The organism is Amycolatopsis sp. N2S4-7, assembly GCF_058119595.1.
On the sequence record NZ_CP172299.1, the window covers coordinates 2825372 to 2841438 of the forward strand.

Sequence of the window (16067 nt, forward strand, 5' to 3'; positions counted from 1 at the left end):
CCTAGTAGGACTTGGGCAGCCCGAGGCTGTGCTGGCCGACGAAGTTGAGCACCATCTCGCGGCTGACCGGGGCGATCCGGCCCAGGCGCACCGCCGTCACCAGGGTGCCGAGGCCGTACTCGGTGGCGAGGCCGTTGCCGCCGTGGGTCTGCACGGCCTGGTCGGTGGCCCGGATCGCGACCTCGGCGGCGGCGTACTTGGCCATGTTGGCCGACTCCCCCGCGCCGAAGTCGTCGCCCGAGTCGTACAGCGACGCCGCCTTCTGGGTCATCAGCTTCGCCAGCTCGAGCTCGATCTTGATCTCGGCGAGCGGGTGCGCGAGGCCCTGGTGGGTGCCGATCGGGGCGCCCCAGACCTGCCGCTCGTTCGCGTAGCCGACGGCCTTGGCCAGCGCGTACCGGGCGATGCCGAGGGAGAACGACGCCCCCATGATGCGTTCCGGGTTGAGGCCGGCGAACAGCTGCGCGATCGCCGCGTCCTCCTCCCCGACCAGGGCCTCGGCCGGGAGCTTGACGTCGTCGAGGAACAGCGAGAACTGGTCTTCCGGCGCGACGATGTCCATCGGGATCTTCGTGTACTCGAAGCCCGGGGTGCCCGTCGGCAGGATGAACAGCGCGGGCTTGAGCTTCCCGGTCCTGGCGTCCTCCATGCGGCCGACGACGAGCACCGCGTCGGCCTCGTCGACGCCGGAGATGTAGACCTTCCGTCCGTTGAGGACCCAGCCGCCGGCGTCCCGCCGCGCGGTGGTGGTGATCTTGTGCGAGTTCGACCCGGCGTCCGGTTCGGTGATGGCGAAGACCATCCGCTTGGTGCCGTCGGCGATGCCGGGCAGCCACTGCTTCTTCTGCTCGTCGGTGCCGAACCGGGAGATGACCGTGCCGCAGATCGCCGGCGAGACGACCATGAGCAGCAGCGGCGAGCCCGCCGCGGCCAGTTCTTCGAGCACCGCGGCGAGGTCGGCGATGCCCGCGCCCCCGCCGCCGTACTCCTCGGGGATGTTGACGCCGAGGTAGCCCAGCCGCCCGGCCTCGTCCCACAGCTCGTGCGTCTTCTCGTCGGCACGGGCCTTGCGGGCGTAGTACTCGTGCCCGTACTTGGCGCCGAGTTCGGCGACGGCCTTGCGAAGCGCGATCCGCTCCTCAGGCTCGATGAAGTTCATGGCGTTCATTCCGCTTCTCCCACCACCGCGAGGATCGTGCCCACTTCGACCTGCTGTCCCACTGTCACCGGCAGTTCCGCGACCACGCCGTCGGCGGGGGCGGCGATCCGGTGTTCCATCTTCATCGCCTCGAGCCACAGCAGCGGATCACCGGCCTTGACCGGGTCCCCGGCCTGGACGGCGAGCCGCACGACGGTGCCCGGCATCGGCGCGACCAGCGACCCCGCGGCGAGGGCGGCGTCCGGGTCGGCGAACCGCGGCTCGGCCGTCAGCGCCACCGAGCCGAGTGCGGAGTCCACGTAGGACACGCCGTCGTGGCGGGCGACGTCGAAGGCACGTCGCACCCCGGCGACGTCCAGGACGACCCGTCCCGGCTCGGCGCTGACCAGCTCGGCGTCGAACCCCTCGGCTTTCAAGCCGTCTCGCGTCAGCGAGTAGACGACCTCGTATTCGCGGTCCGCGACCGTGAAGACCTTGCGCTGCCCGGCGGAGCGGACGTTGCGCCAGCCGCTCGGCAGCCTGCTCTGCGTGGTGGCCGACGCCCGGTTGGCCGCCGCGTCCGCCAAGGCTGCCGCGAGGGCCGAGAGCCGCTCGGTGTCCACAGTGGCCAACGGCGCGGCGAGGGTGTCGAGGCCGTGGCGGCCGAAGAACGCCGTATCGGTCTCCCCCGCCAGGAAGGCTTCGTGCCGCAGGATGTTCACCAGCAGGTCGCGGTTGGTGACGACGCCGTGGATCTTCGTCGCGGCGAGGGCCTTGGCGAGCCGCCGGGCCGCTCCGGCGCGGGTCGGTGCCCAGGTGATGACCTTGGCGAGCATCGGGTCGTAGTGGACGCCCACCACCGAACCGGTCTCGAAACCGGAGTCGAGCCTGAGGCCGGGTCCGTGTTCGAACGAACGGTCCACCTCGGGCACTTCGAACGTGTGCAGCGTGCCGCTCTGCGGCTGCCAGCCGGCCGCCGGGTCCTCGGCGTAGAGCCGGACCTCGATGGAGTGGCCGACGGTCGGCGGCGGGTCGGCGGGCAGCCGCTCGCCTTCGGCGATCCGCAGCTGCAACGCGACCAGGTCCAGGCCGGTGACGTTCTCGGTGACCGGGTGCTCGACCTGCAGCCGGGTGTTCATCTCGAGGAAGTAGAAGCGGCCGTCCGGCCCGGCCAGGAACTCGACCGTGCCCGCGCCGACGTAGTCGATCGCCTTCGCGGCTTTGCGCGCGGCCTCGAACAGTTCCTCGCGCATCGCCGCGTCGACGAACGGCGACGGCGCTTCTTCGACGACCTTCTGGTGACGGCGCTGGATCGAGCACTCCCGCTCCCCCACCGCCCACACCGTGCCGTGCCGGTCGGCGAGCACCTGCACCTCGATGTGCCGCCCGGTCTCCAGGTAGCGCTCGCAGAAGACGGTGGGGTCGCCGAAAGCCGACCCCGCCTCCGCGCTCGCGCCTTCCACGGCCTCGGCCAGCTCGTTCAGCTTCCGGACCACGCGCATCCCGCGGCCGCCGCCGCCCGCGGAGGCCTTGACGAGCAGCGGCAGGTCGTCCGAGGTCACCGACGCCGGGTCCAGTTCGGACAGCACGGGCACACCGGCCGCGGCCATCAGCCGCTTGGACTCGACTTTGGAGCCCATGGTCTCGATGGCCTCCGGCGGCGGCCCGACCCAGGTCAGCCCGGCGTCCAGGACGGCCCGCGCGAACGCGGCGTTCTCGGACAGGAAGCCGTAGCCGGGGTGGACGGCGTCGGCGCCGGTGTCGGCCGCGGCCTTGACCAGCAGTTCCGCCCGCAGGTACGTCTCGGACGGCGCGTTGCCGGGCAGCCGGACGGCCGCGTCGGCTTCCAGCGCGTGGGGCGCGGCGGCATCGGCGTCGGAGAACACCGCGACGGTGCCGATCCCGGTGTCGCGGCAGGTGCGGAAGACGCGGCGGGCGATCTCGCCGCGGTTGGCGACCAGCAGGTTCTGGATCATCGCTCACTCACATCCGGAAGACGCCGAAGCCCTCGGCGCCCTTCACTGGTCCATTGTGGATCGCGGACAGGCTCAGGCCCAGCACGGTGCGGGTGTCGCGCGGGTCGATGATGCCGTCGTCGTAGAGCATGCCGGAAAGGAACATCGGCATCGACTCGGCCTCGATCTGGCCTTCCACCATGGCGCGCATGGCCTTGTCGTGCTCCTCGTTGTACTCCTGGCCGCGGCTTTCGGCCGCCGCGCGGGCCACGATGGACAGCACGCCGGCCAGCTGCGCCGGGCCCATCACCGCGGACTTCGCGCTCGGCCACGCGAACAGGAAGCGGGGGTCGTAGGCGCGGCCGCACATCCCGTAGTGCCCGGCGCCGTAGGACGCTCCCATGAGGACGGACAGGTGCGGCACCTTCGAGTTCGACACCGCGTTGATCATCATCGCGCCGTGCTTGATGATGCCGCTCTGCTCGTACTCCTTGCCGACCATGTAGCCGGTCGTGTTGTGCAGGAACACCAGCGGGGTGTGGATCTGGTTGGCCAGCTGGATGAACTGCGCGGCCTTCTGCGACTCCTCGCCGAACAGCACGCCCTGGGCGTTGGCCAGCACGCCGACCGGGTAGCCGTGGATGCTCGCCCAGCCGGTCACGAGCGAAGAGCCGTACAGCGGCTTGAACTCGTCGAAGTCGGAGCCGTCGACGACGCGGGCGATGACCTCGCGCGGGTCGAACGGCACCTTGAGGTCCGTCGGCACGATGCCGAGCAGGTCTTCGGGGTCGTAAAGCGGCTCTTCGTAGTCCGGCTTCGGCGTCGGCCCCTGCTTGGTCCAGTTGAGCCGCTTGACGATGTTGCGGCCGAGCCGGATCGCGTCCTGCTCGTCGGCGGCGAGGTAGTCGGCCAGGCCCGAGGTCCGCGCGTGCATCTCGGCGCCGCCGAGCGACTCGTCGTCGGACTCCTCGCCGGTCGCCATCTTGACCAGCGGCGGCCCGCCGAGGAACACCTTCGCGCGTTCCTTGACCATCACGACGTAGTCCGACATGCCCGGCAGGTACGCCCCGCCGGCCGTGGAGTTGCCGAAGACCAGCGCGATCGTCGGGCAGCCGGCGGCCGAGGCCCGCGTGATGTCGCGGAAGATCCGGCCGCCCGGGATGAAGATCTCCTTCTGCGTGGGCAGGTCCGCACCGCCGGATTCGACGAGGTTGATCGACGGCAGCCGGTTCTGCGCGGCGATGTCGGCGGCGCGGAAGCTCTTCTTGGTCGTCCACGGGTTGCTCGCGCCACCCTTGACCGTCGGGTCGCTCGCCGAGATCAGGCACTCGACGCCTTCGACGACGCCGATCCCGGTCACCAGGCTCGCGCCGACGCGGTAGTCGGTGCCCCACGCCGCGAGCGGCGAGAGCTCCAGGAACGGCGAGTCCTGGTCGAGCAGCAGCTCGATCCGTTCGCGGGCCAGGAGCTTGCCGCGCTTGCGGTGGCGTTCGACGTACTTCTCGCCGCCACCGGCCACGGCCTTGGCGTGCTCGGCGTCGATCTCGGCGAGCTTCTCCAGCATCGCCTCGCGGTTCGCGCCGAACTCGGCGGCCCGCGTGTCCACTGTGGACCTCAGAGTCGTCACGAGGTGTATCCCAATCGCTTCGCGGCCAGGCCGGTGAGGATCTCGGTGGTGCCGCCGCCGATGCCGAGGATCCGGACGTCGCGGTAGTGCCGCTCCACTTCGGACTCGCGCATGTAGCCGAGCCCGCCGTGCAGCTGGACGGCCTCGTTGACCACCCACTCGGCGGCTTCGACGGCGGTGTTCTTGGCGAAACAGGCTTCGGCGATGACTTCTTCGCCCGACACGTGCCGGATCGCGGCGTGGCGGGTGTAGGTGCGCGCCACATCCACGCGACGCGCCATCTCCGTGAGCTTGTGCTGCACGACCTGCCGCGAGATGAGCGGCCGCCCGAACGTCTCGCGCAGCCGGCACCAGTCCAGCGTGAGGTCGAGCGCCCGCTGCGCGTGCGCGTACGCCTGCACGGCCAGCGAAAGCCGTTCGGTGACGAACTGGGTGGCCACCTGCGCGAACCCGCTGTTCTCCGTGCCGACCAGGTTCTCGGCGGGCACGCGGACGTCCACGTAGGACAGCTCGGCGGTGTCCGAGCAGAGCCAGCCCATCTTCTCCAGCTTGCGCGACACGGTGAAGCCGGGCGTCCCGCGTTCGACGACGATGAGCGAGAGCCCGTGCGCGCCGTCGCCGCCGGTGCGGACGACCGTCGTCACGAAGTCCGCGCGGCAGCCCGAGGTGATGAACGTCTTGGCGCCGTTGACGACGTATTCGTCGCCCTCGCGGACGGCGGTGGTGCGGATCCCGGCGACGTCGGAGCCGCCGTCCGGTTCGGTGACGGCCAGGGAGCCGATCTTGTCGCCGGCGAGCGTCGGGCGGACCCAACGTTCGACCTGGACCGGGTCGTTCGCCTCGGCGATGTGCGGGACGGCGATGCCGCAGGTGAACAGGGAGGCGAACAGCCCGCCCGAGCCGCCCGCGTAGTGCATCTCCTCGGCGACGACCAGGGCGTCGAGGTAGTTGCCGTCGCCGCCGCCGATCTCCTCGGGGAAGGCGACGCCGAGCAGGCCGAGGTCCCCGGCCTTGCGGTGCAGCTCCCGGGGCAGCTCACCCTCGCGTTCCCAGTCGCCGAGGTGCGGCAGGACCTCCTGCTCGACGAACCGGCGCACGGTCTTGCGCAGCTCGGCCCGTTCGGGCGTCCGGAAGGGATCGGTCACAGCAGCACCTCGGGGACGTCGATCTCGCGGGACCGCAGCCACTCGCCCAGGGCCTTGGCCTGCGGGTCGAACCGCGCCTGCGACGCGACGCCCTCGCCGAGAATGCCCTCGACGACGAAGTTCATCGCCCACAGGTTGGGCAGGAGGTAGCGGGTCACCGGCAGGTCCGCGGTTTCGGGGAGCAGCAGCTTGAACTCGGCGACGGTCAGCCGGTGCACGAGCCACCGCCAGGCCTCTTCCGAGCGCACCCAGACGCCGAGGTTGGCGTTGCCGCCCTTGTCGCCGCTGCGGGCGCCGGTGATCGCGCCCAGGGGCACCCGCCGCACCGGCCCGTGGTCCAGCGGCTCGGGCAGCGCGGGCTCGTCCACTTCGGACAACTCCCGGGTGGACGTCGAAGGCGCTATGTCGACACGCATCCCGTCCGGCAGGACGGCGACGTGCGGCACCTGGCCGGCGTCCACGTAGGCCGCGGTGTAGACGCCGTACGGCGACGCGTCCGACGGCGGCGCCGTGACGTGGAAGCCGGGGTAGCTGGCCAGCGCCAGCTCGACGGCGGCGCCGGTGAACGCGCGGCCGGCCACCTTCGGATCGGCGTCCTTCACGGCGACGTGCAGCAGGGCGCTCGCGGTCTGCTCGGTGTCGGCGTCCCGGTGGTCGGTCCTGGCCAGCGTCCAGCGGACGTCGGCGGGCGGCCGGTCCTTGAGGGAAGCTTCGAGTTGTTCCCGCACCAGCGCGGCTTTCGCTTCGATGTCCAGTCCGGTGAGGACGAACGTCGTCTCGTTGCGGAACCCGCCCAGGGTGTTGAGGGCGACCTTGAGCGTCGGCGGCGGGGCTTCGCCGCGGACGCCGGAGATCCGGACGCGGCCGGGCCCGTCTTCGGCGAGGGACAGCGTGTCGAACCGGGTCGTCACGTCAGGCCCGGCGTACCGCGCGCCGGTGATCTCGTACAGCAGCTGCGCGGTGACCGTGCCGACGTTCACCACGCCGCCGGTGCCGGGGTGTTTGGTGATCACGCTGGAGCCGTCGGCCTCGATCTCGGCGATCGGGAAGCCGGGCACGCCGAGGGAGTGCTCGGTGAAGAAAGCGTAGTTGCCGCCGGTGGCCTGGGCGCCGCATTCGATGACGTGCCCGGCCGCGACCGCACCGGCGAGGGCGTCGTAGTCGTCGCGGGCCCAGCCGTAGTGCGCGGCGGCGGGGCCGACGATCACCGAGGCGTCGGTGACGCGCCCGGTGACGACGACGTCCGCGCCCGCGTTCAGGCATTCCGCGATGCCCCACGCGCCGAGGTAGGCGTTGGCGGTCAGCGGTTTCCCGAATCCCAGCTCCTCGGCGCGGGCGACGAGGTCGTCGCCTTCGACGTGCGCGATCTGGACGTCGAGCCCGAGTTTCGCCGCCAGCTCGCGGAGCGCGTCGGCCAGTCCGGCGGGGTTGAGCCCACCCGCGTTGGCGACGATCTTGACGCCGTTCTCCTGCGCCAGCCCGAGGTTTTCCTCCATCTGGCGCAGGAACGTCTTGGCGTAGCCGCGGTTCGCGTCCTTCATCCGGTCGCGGCCGAGGATGAGCATGGTCAGCTCGGCCAGGTAGTCGCCGGTCAGGACGTCGAGCGGGCCGCCGGTGAGCATCTCGCGGACGGCGGAGAAGCGGTCGCCGTAGAAGCCGGACGCGTTGCCGATGCGGTAGGTCATGCGAACTGCCCCGGCTTCCTGCCGTCACCCGGAGGCCCGGCGAAGGCCTGGGCGATGCCGAGCCACTCCTCGACGTCGGCGCCGTGGGCGGCCAGATCGGTGTCGGCCGGGTGCCGCCGCTGGGTGACGACGAGGCAGAAGTCCAGGGCGCTGCCGGTGAGCTTCTGCGCGGCGTCCTCGGGCCCGAACGCCCAGGTGGAGCCGTCCGGCGCGGCGAGTTCGACGCGGAACTCCTCCGCCGGCGGGGCCAGGGAGTGGGTCAGGTAGGCGAAGTCGCGGGTGCGGGTGCCGAAGCGGGCGATGTGCCACAGCCGCGCGGTCGGCTCGCGGGTCAGGCCGAGGGCGTCGAAGACGTCCTGGCCGTGGGCCCAGGTCTCCATCATCCGCGCGGTCGCCATCGAGGCGGCACTCATCGGCGGCCCGTACCAGGGCAGCTTCTGCCCGTCGGGCACCGCGGCGAGGGCTTCGGCGAGCTGCTTCCGGCCTTCTCGCCAGTCGTCGAGGATTTCGCGCGGCGGCCGTTCGGCCCCGGCCGCGGCCCCGTCGTCGACGTAGGTCTCCCCGGCCTTGAGGAGTTCTTCGACCTCGCCCTGCCACTGCTCCGGGTGCGCGGCCGCGATCAGGGCCTTCCGGTCGGTCCAGGCCAGGTGCGCGATCTGGTGCGCGATCGTCCACCCCTCGGCGGGCGTCGCCCGCGCCCAGTCCGACGCCGGCAGCTGCGCCACCACGTCGTCGATCGTCCGTGTCTCCGCGTCGAGATCCCCGAGGATCACGCCGAGATCCGCCATCGCCGCCTCCTTGCGTCCTGCGGCCAGGGTGGCACCGGTGGTCGGAAAAATCAAGCGCGCCTGATTGTTTACGCCCGGACGCTGCGGCTCCACTATTGACATCTTGCCAGTAGCGTCGGACTGCCTTAGTTTCATCGGCATGGCCGACTACGCCGAGATCACCTACGCCGTCGCGGAGCGGATCGCCACCGTGACGCTGAACCGCCCGGAGGCGCGCAACGGCTACACGATCCGGATGGCCGACGAGCTCGGGGCGGCCATGGACCGCGCCGATCGCGACGAGGACGTCCGGGTCGTCGTGCTGACCGGGGCCGGCCGCGACTTCTGCGTCGGCGCGGACCTGTCGCAGGGCGGCTTCGACTTCGATCCGCAGAAGGGCCCGGACACTGCCTGGCAGGAGCCCGCCGGCCGGTGCTCGAAGCGGATCTTCGCCATGAACAAGCCGGTGATCGCGGCCCTGCACGGCGCGGCCGTCGGCGGCGGCATCACCATCACGCTGTCGTGCGACTACCGGCTCGCCTCGGACGACTCCCGCTTCGGCTTCGTGTTCACCCGCCGCGGCATCTACCCCGAAGGCGCGTCGGCGTGGTTCCTCCCCCGGCTCGTCGGGATGGGCACCGCGCTCGACTGGATGATCAGCGGCCGCGTCTTCCCCGCCGCCGAGGCCCTCGAACGGGGCTTGGTGCACCAGGTGTTCCCGGCCGGGACGGTGCTCGACGAGGCGTACAAGCTGGCGCGCGAGATCGTGGAGAAGACCGCGCCGGTGTCGGTCGCGGTCACCCGGCAGCTGCTCTACCGGATGGCGAGCGCCGAGTCGCCGTTGCCGGTGCACGAACTCGACTCGAAGCTCATCGGCGGGCTCGGCGCGAGCCCGGACGCCGTCGAAGGCGTCCTGTCGTTCCTGCAGAAGCGGCCGCCCGCGTTCGGCATGCGCGTCGACCAGGACCTGCCCGACTACCTGCCCTGGCTGGAGAAATGAGCACCTACCCGCCGCAGCCCTGGAACCTGACCGCCGACGCGCGGGTGTCGATCTGGCGCGTGCCGCCGGTCGAGCTGCCCGGCCTCCCGCCGGGCGCCGAGCCGCTGCTGGTGGCCGGTTGCGCGTCGGTGTTCACGGCGTGGATCGACTACACCCCGCCCGGGCAGCTGGCCTACCACGAACTCCTCTCCGCGGTGTCGGTCAAGGCGCGCAAGGTGTCGTGCTCGATCACCGAGATCTGGGTCGACAGCGAAGCCTCGCTCGCCGGCGGCCGCGAGCTGTGGGCGATCCCGAAGGACCTGGCAACGCTGGAGTTCACCGGCGGCCGCACGTTCACGGCCACCGCGGCGACACCGGACGACTGGATCGCGACGGCGGCGTTCACCCGCCGGGCCGCCCTGCCCCTGCGGTTCCCGACGGCGTTCGAAGTGGTCCAGGAACGCGACGGCGCCCTGCTGCGCACCCCGGTCGGCGCGAAGATCCGCCCCCGCCCGGCCTCGGCGGACTGGAGCTTCAACCCGGACGGCCCGCTCGGCTACCTGGCGGGCCGCCGCCCGGTGGCGAGCCTCGAGCTGCCTTCTTCGACGTTGCGCTTCGGCGCCTGAAGTCCCCGGCGCGGGCCCACCGGACCACCCGGCACCGGCGGGCCGCCCGGCCGGGGCGCGAACCTACCGCCGGAAGCCCTGCTCCGCCCGGTGAAGTGCATCTCTCGGTGATCACTTAACCCGCCTGAGTGAGACCACGACACGCCATCTGGGGTCCCGCGCGGGCGGGCACCCCTACATGTAGTCTCTGGGAACCGGCAGCCCCCAGCGACGGGGAGACCGCTGCGGAGGGTGGCCGGGCAGCTTTGGAGAACCTGCAGCGCACGGCCTCATGAGGCCGTGCGGCGATCGAACGCGCCCGAAAACTTGGAGACACGCATGTCAGTCGAAACCGGCCAGCGGCCCTCCGCTGCCGACACACCCACCGCGATCCGGGTCATCCGGCGGGACGGCAGCGTGTCGCCGTTCGACGCCGGCAAGATCTCGGTCGCGCTGACGAAGGCGTTCCTCGCGGTCGAGGGCGGCGACGCCGCCGCGTCCTCCCGCGTGCACCACGTCGTCGCCGAGCTGACCCAGCAGGTCGAGACCACCCTGCTGCGCCACGCCGGGCCCGAGACGGCCCTGCACATCGAGCAGATCCAGGACATCGTCGAGCTCGCGCTGATGCGCGGCGAGCACCACAAGGTCGCCCGCGCGTACGTCCTCTACCGCGACGAGCGCGCGAAGGCCCGTGAAGCCGCCAAGCCGGTCGCGGCCGAGGTCGCGCTGAACGTCAAGGGCGCCGACGGCGTCCTGCGCCCGCTCGACTGGGCCCGCGTGTCCCACGTGGTGGGCGAGGCCGTGGCCGGGCTCGACGACGTCGAGGCCGAGCCGGTGCTGGCCGAGGCCAAGCGCAACCTCTACGACGGCATCAGCGCCGACGAGCTGGCCCTGGCCCAGATCATGGCCGCCCGCGTGCTGGTCGAGCAGGAGCCGAACTACTCCTACGTCTCCGCCCGCCTGCTGCTGGACAAGCTGCGCGGCGAGGCGCTGACCTACCTGGCCGGCAAGCCGCGCCAGGCCAGCCAGGACGAGATGACCGGCGAGTACGCGCCGTACTTCCGCGCCTACCTGCGCCGCGCCATCGAGCTGGAGCTGGTGGACGCCGAGCTGCAGCGCTTCGACCTGGACAAGATCACCGCCGCGATCCGGCCCGAGCGCGACCTCGACTTCGGCTTCCTCGGCCTGCAGACGCTGTACGACCGGTACTTCCAGCACCACGACGGCACCCGCTTCGAGCTGCCGCAGGCGTTCTTCATGCGCGTCGCGATGGGCCTCGCGATCCGCGAAGACGACCGCGAAGCGCGCGCCATCGAGTTCTACGAGCTGCTGTCCAGCTTCCACTTCATGGCGTCCACCCCGACGCTGTTCAACTCGGGCACCACGCGCCCGCAGCTGTCGTCCTGCTTCCTGACCACGGTGGACGACGACCTGGACTCCATCTTCCAGGCGTACAAGAACAACGCGCTGCTGGCGAAGTACTCGGGCGGCCTCGGCAACGACTGGACCCCGGTCCGCGGCCTCGGCGCGCACATCAAGGGCACCAACGGCCAGTCGCAGGGTGTCGTGCCGTTCCTCAAGATCGCCAACGACACCGCGGTCGCGGTCAACCAGGGCGGCAAGCGCAAGGGCGCGGCCTGCGCGTACCTCGAGACGTGGCACGTGGACATCGAGGAGTTCCTCGACCTGCGCAAGAACACCGGCGACGACCGGCGCCGCACCCACGACATGAACACCGCGAACTGGGTGCCGGACGAGTTCCTCCGCCGCGTCGAGGCAGGCGCCGAGTGGACGCTGTTCTCGCCGAACGAGACGCCGGACCTGCACGACCTCTACGGCAACGAGTTCGCCGCCCGCTACCGCGAGTACGAGGCGATGGCCGACCGCGGCGAGATCAAGGTGTTCCGCCGGATCCGCGCGGTCGACCTGTGGCGCCGCATGCTGACCATGCTGTTCGAGACCGGCCACCCGTGGATCACGTTCAAGGACCCGTGCAACCTGCGCTCGCCGCAGCAGCACGTCGGCGTCGTGCACTCGTCCAACCTGTGCACCGAGATCACGCTGAACACGAACTCCGAAGAGGTCGCGGTCTGCAACCTCGGCTCGGTGAACCTGCTCAAGCACGTCACCCCCGAGGGCCTCGACACCGAACGCCTCGAGAAGACCGTGCGCACCGCCGTCCGCATGCTGGACAACGTGATCGACATCAACTTCTACACGATCCCGGAGGCGCGCCGCTCCAACCTGCGCCACCGCCCGATCGGGCTGGGGCTGATGGGCTTCCAGGACGCGCTGTTCGAGCTGGGCGTGCCGCTGTCGTCCGACGCCGCCGTGCAGTTCGCCGACGAGAGCATGGAGCACATCTCCTACTACGCGATCTCGGCGTCGACCGACCTCGCCGAGGAGCGCGGCCAGTACCAGTCGTTCGAGGGCTCGCTGTGGAGCAAGGGCATCCTGCCGATCGACTCGATGCAGCTGCTCATCGACGCGCGCCAGGGTGACGGCCTCGACGTCGACCTGTCGTCCACTCTGGACTGGGCGCCGCTGCGCGAGCGCGTCAAGACCGTCGGCATGCGCAACTCCAACGTGATGGCGATCGCGCCGACCGCGACGATCTCCAACATCTGCGGTGTCGGCCAGTCGATCGAGCCGCTGTTCCAGAACCTGTTCGTCAAGTCGAACATGTCCGGCGACTTCACCGTGGTGAACCCGCACCTGGTCCGCTCGCTCAAGGCGCGCGGGCTGTGGGACGAGGTCATGGTTTCGGACCTGAAGTACTTCGACGGCAGCCTCGGCCAGATCGACCGCGTCCCGGACGACCTCAAGGCGCTGTACGCCACGGCGTTCGAGATCGAGTCGAGGTGGCTGGTGGACGCGGGTTCGCGGCGCCAGAAGTGGATCGACCAGGCGCAGTCGCTGAACCTGTACATCGCGGCGCCGAGCGGCCGCAAGCTCGACGAGCTGTACCGCTACGCGTGGCACAAGGGCCTCAAGACCACGTACTACCTGCGGGCGCAGTCCGCGACGCACGTGGAGAAGAGCACCCTGCGCGGCACCGACGGCAAGCTGAACGCCGTCTCGGCCACCCCGGCCCCGGCGGCTCCCGCGGCCGCCCCGGCGCCCACGCCCGCTCCCGCGCCGTCGCCGTCGCCGTCGGCTTCGGTCCCGGCCGTGAAGCCGGAGCCGAAGGAGATGCCGTCGACCGACGTCGACTTCGTCGCCACCGAAGGCGCCGCCTGCCGCATCGACGACCCCGACTGCGAAGCCTGCCAGTAAGGAACCCTGCACAGATGACCAACGTGGAGACGACGGACGCGACCGGCCTCGGGGAGATCGAGGTCGGCGCCGCCCGGATCAACGTCGACGACAAGCGCATGATCAACGCGCGCGCCGACGTCAACCAGCTGCTGCCCATGAAGTACACGTGGGCGTGGGAGAAGTACCTCGCCGGCTGCAACAACCACTGGATGCCGACCGAGGTCGCCATGCAGGCCGACATCGCGCTGTGGAAGTCGAAGGACGGCCTCACCGAGGACGAGCGGCAGATGCTCAAGCGCAACCTGGGCTTCTTCGCGACCGCGGAGTCCCTGGTGGCCAACAACATCGTGCTCGCGGTGTACCGGCAGATCACCAACCCCGAGTGCCGCCAGTACCTGCTGCGCCAGGCGTTCGAGGAGGCCGTGCACACGCACACCTTCCAGTACATCTGCGAGAGCCTCGGCCTGGTCGAGGGCGAGCTGTTCAACATGTACCGCGAGGTCCCGTCGATCTCGGCGAAGGACGCGTGGGCGCTGAAGTACACGCAGAACCTGGAGAACCCGGAGTTCGAGACCGGCACGCCGGAGGCCGACCAGGCGTTCCTGCGTGACCTGGTCGCGTTCTACGTGATCTTCGAGGGCATGTGGTTCTACACCGGCTTCGCGCAGATCCTCTCGCTCGGCCGCCGGAACAAGATGGTCGGCATCGCCGAGCAGTACCAGTACATCCTGCGCGACGAGTCGATCCACCTGAACTTCGGCATCGACTGCATCAACCAGATCAAGATCGAGAACCCGCACCTGTGGACGGCCGAGTTCCAGGCCGAGGTGCGCGGGATGCTGCAGGAGGCGTGCGAGCTGGAGGTGGCGTACGCCCGCGACACGATGCCGCGCGGCATGCTCGGCCTGTCGGCGCAGCTGTGCGAGCAGTACATGCACTTCATCACCGACCGCCGCGCGCAGCAGATCGGCCTTCAGCCGATCTTCGGCGAGACCGAGAACCCGTTCCCGTGGATGTCCGAGGCGATGGACCTGAAGAAGGAGAAGAACTTCTTCGAGACCCGCGTGATCGAGTACCAGTCGGGCGGCGCCCTCGACTGGGACTGAGTTCCCCCGGTTCACCGTTCGTGAAGGCCACCTCGAGTTCCCCGGGGTGGCCTTCACGGCGTTCAGGACGGCCCTCGGTGGGCTCCTGTGACCTCGTGCGGGCTCGCGGCTCGCCGCTCGGCGACGAAGCCACCCGAAAGGCCGAAGCCACCCGAAAAGAGGGTCGCCGAGGTGTTGTCAGGTGGTCAACAAGGGTGCATCGTGGAAGGGCAGCCGATCTCAGCGGGGAGATGGTCACCTTGACGAGCACCGTGAGCCGAGCCACCGAAGCACTGCGCGAACGCGTTCCACCGCTGACCGCGCTGCCTCTCCCCCGCGGTGTCGACCAGCGCTGGCTGCACTCGCGCTGGCCCGTCAAGGAACTCGCGACGCCGCCCGCGGGCAGCGGCCTCAAGCCCGTGCTCGGCGACGAAGGGCCGCCGCTGGTCGGGCACATGCTCGAGATGATGCGCTTCGGCCCCGCCTTCGGCCTCCGCCGGCATGAGCTCTACGGCCCCGTGTCGTGGACCGGCGGCTTCGGCCGGAAGATCGTCGCGCTGTCCGGGCCGGAGGCGACGCAGATCGCGCTCGTCAACAAGGACAAGGCGTTCTCGCAGGAGGGCTGGAAGTTCTTCATCGAGAAGTTCTTCGAGCGCGGCCTGATGCTGATGGACTTCGGCGAGCACCACCTGCACCGCCGGATCATGCAGGAGGCCTTCACGCGGCCGCGGCTGGCCGGCTACGTCAACGAGATGGGCCCGGCCCTGCGCGAAGGCGTCGCCGCGTGGGGCAGCGGGCGGCCGCGGCTGTACTGGTCGCTCAAGCAGCTGACCCTCGACGTCGCGACGCGCGTCTTCATGGGCATGCGCAGCGGCGCCGACGCCCACCGGATCAACCGCGCGTTCGTCAGCTCGGTGCGGGCCGGCACGGCACTGGTCCGGGTGCCGGTGCCGGGCGGGCGGTGGTCGGCGGGCCTGCACGGGCGGAAGGTCCTGGAGCGCTACTTCGGCGAAACCCTGCCCGCCAAGCGGGAATCCGACGGCGACAACCTCTTCTCCGCGCTCTGCCACGCCACCACCGAGGACGGCGACCGGTTCTCCGACACCGACATCGTCAACCACATGATCTTCCTGATGATGGCCGCGCACGACACGACGACCATCACCAGCAGCGCCATGGCGTACTACCTCGCCAAGCACCCGGAGTGGCAGGAACGGGCCCGCGAGGAGTCCCTGGCCCTCGGCGACAACCTGCTCGGCATCGAGGCGCTGGACCAGCTGGAGACGCTGGACCTGGTGATGAAGGAGGCGCTGCGGCTGGTGGCGCCGGTGCCGTCGCTGACCCGCCAGACGGTCAAGGACACCGAGGTCCTCGGGTACTACATCCCGGCGGGCACGCTCGTCGGCGTCTCCCCCACGGTCAACCACTTCTCGCCCGAGTGCTGGACCGACCCGTTCAAGTTCGACCCCGAGCGGTTCGCCGAGCCGCGCCGCGAGGACAAGTCGCACCGCATGGCGTGGATGCCGTTCGGCGGCGGCGCGCACAAGTGCATCGGCCTGCACTTCGGCAGTTTCGAGGTGAAGTTGCTGATGCACGAAATGCTGCGCGCGTACCGCTGGTCGGTTCCGGAGAGTTACACCGCGCGCTGGGACTACGTCTCGCTGCCGGTCCCCGCCGACGGTCTTCCGGTGCGCCTGACCCCGCGCTGACCCCGCCCTGGCCCGGAGCCGTCCACCACTGCGTACAGGCCGTGACAAGACGTCACCACATGTGGAGATTCGTTCACTCGTTCAGCCGGTAGACACCCCGTTACGCGCATGATG

General features: G+C 70.3%; 11 protein-coding genes. 5 read left to right on the forward strand and 6 right to left on the reverse strand.

The window, feature by feature from the left end:
- Position 1 precedes the first annotated feature (1 nt).
- The 6 genes from ACH54P_RS13105 to ACH54P_RS13130 are packed head-to-tail and all read right to left on the reverse strand — an operon-like array spanning position 2 to position 8338.
- Entirely contained in the window at positions 2 to 1168 is a 1167-nt protein-coding gene (locus tag ACH54P_RS13105) for an acyl-CoA dehydrogenase family protein (RefSeq protein WP_489912651.1), read from the reverse strand.
- Entirely contained in the window at positions 1165 to 3114 is a 1950-nt protein-coding gene (locus ACH54P_RS13110; RefSeq protein WP_489912652.1) for an acetyl/propionyl/methylcrotonyl-CoA carboxylase subunit alpha, read from the reverse strand. Before ACH54P_RS13110 ends, ACH54P_RS13105 begins: the two co-directional genes overlap by 4 nt.
- Positions 3115 to 3121: 7 nt before the next feature.
- Positions 3122 to 4720 carry an acyl-CoA carboxylase subunit beta gene (locus tag ACH54P_RS13115; RefSeq protein ID WP_489912653.1) on the reverse strand — a complete coding sequence of 533 codons (1599 nt, stop codon included), beginning with the start codon at positions 4718 to 4720 and terminating at the stop codon, positions 3122 to 3124.
- Positions 4717 to 5865, reverse strand: coding sequence for an acyl-CoA dehydrogenase family protein (locus ACH54P_RS13120; protein WP_489912654.1), 1149 nt, complete (start codon positions 5863 to 5865; stop codon positions 4717 to 4719). Before ACH54P_RS13120 ends, ACH54P_RS13115 begins: the two co-directional genes overlap by 4 nt.
- Positions 5862 to 7550 (reverse strand): acyclic terpene utilization AtuA family protein, encoded by a 1689-nt coding sequence (locus ACH54P_RS13125; protein ID WP_489912655.1) that lies wholly within the window; start codon positions 7548 to 7550, stop codon positions 5862 to 5864. Before ACH54P_RS13125 ends, ACH54P_RS13120 begins: the two co-directional genes overlap by 4 nt.
- Positions 7547 to 8338, reverse strand: a complete 792-nt coding sequence (locus ACH54P_RS13130; RefSeq protein ID WP_489912656.1) for a TIGR03084 family metal-binding protein — start codon at positions 8336 to 8338, stop codon at positions 7547 to 7549. The genes ACH54P_RS13125 and ACH54P_RS13130 overlap by 4 nt, the downstream gene beginning before the upstream one ends.
- Positions 8339 to 8477: 139 nt before the next feature.
- On the opposite strand from ACH54P_RS13130, the gene ACH54P_RS13135 reads away from it, so the two are divergent.
- From ACH54P_RS13135 to ACH54P_RS13155, 5 genes are all read left to right on the forward strand, one after another.
- On the forward strand, positions 8478 to 9317 hold the full coding sequence (locus ACH54P_RS13135; RefSeq protein WP_489912657.1) for an enoyl-CoA hydratase-related protein: 840 nt from the start codon (positions 8478 to 8480) through the stop codon (positions 9315 to 9317).
- Positions 9314 to 9922, forward strand: a complete 609-nt coding sequence (locus ACH54P_RS13140) for an acetoacetate decarboxylase family protein (protein WP_489912658.1) — start codon at positions 9314 to 9316, stop codon at positions 9920 to 9922. Before ACH54P_RS13135 ends, ACH54P_RS13140 begins: the two co-directional genes overlap by 4 nt.
- Before the next feature lie 318 nt (positions 9923 to 10240).
- Positions 10241 to 13177, forward strand: coding sequence for a ribonucleoside-diphosphate reductase subunit alpha (locus ACH54P_RS13145; protein WP_489912659.1), 2937 nt, complete (start codon positions 10241 to 10243; stop codon positions 13175 to 13177).
- 14 nt (positions 13178 to 13191) lie between these two features.
- A complete protein-coding gene (locus ACH54P_RS13150) occupies positions 13192 to 14265 on the forward strand; it encodes a ribonucleotide-diphosphate reductase subunit beta (protein WP_489912660.1) in 1074 nt (357 codons plus the stop codon).
- 230 nt (positions 14266 to 14495) lie between these two features.
- Positions 14496 to 15953 carry a cytochrome P450 gene (locus ACH54P_RS13155; protein WP_489912661.1) on the forward strand — a complete coding sequence of 486 codons (1458 nt, stop codon included), beginning with the start codon at positions 14496 to 14498 and terminating at the stop codon, positions 15951 to 15953.
- Positions 15954 to 16067: the final 114 nt, after the last annotated feature.

Coding starts and splice junctions, on each gene's coding strand:
- ACH54P_RS13105 (WP_489912651.1), bottom strand. CDS start 1,168: ATGAACGCCATGAACTTCATCGAGCCTGAGGAGCGGATCGCGCTTCGC.
- ACH54P_RS13110 (WP_489912652.1), bottom strand. CDS start 3,114: ATGATCCAGAACCTGCTGGTCGCCAACCGCGGCGAGATCGCCCGCCGC.
- ACH54P_RS13125 (WP_489912655.1), bottom strand. CDS start 7,550: ATGACCTACCGCATCGGCAACGCGTCCGGCTTCTACGGCGACCGCTTC.
- ACH54P_RS13130 (WP_489912656.1), bottom strand. CDS start 8,338: ATGGCGGATCTCGGCGTGATCCTCGGGGATCTCGACGCGGAGACACGG.
- ACH54P_RS13135 (WP_489912657.1), top strand. CDS start 8,478: ATGGCCGACTACGCCGAGATCACCTACGCCGTCGCGGAGCGGATCGCC.
- ACH54P_RS13140 (WP_489912658.1), top strand. CDS start 9,314: ATGAGCACCTACCCGCCGCAGCCCTGGAACCTGACCGCCGACGCGCGG.
- ACH54P_RS13145 (WP_489912659.1), top strand. CDS start 10,241: ATGTCAGTCGAAACCGGCCAGCGGCCCTCCGCTGCCGACACACCCACC.
- ACH54P_RS13150 (WP_489912660.1), top strand. CDS start 13,192: ATGACCAACGTGGAGACGACGGACGCGACCGGCCTCGGGGAGATCGAG.
- ACH54P_RS13155 (WP_489912661.1), top strand. CDS start 14,496: ATGGTCACCTTGACGAGCACCGTGAGCCGAGCCACCGAAGCACTGCGC.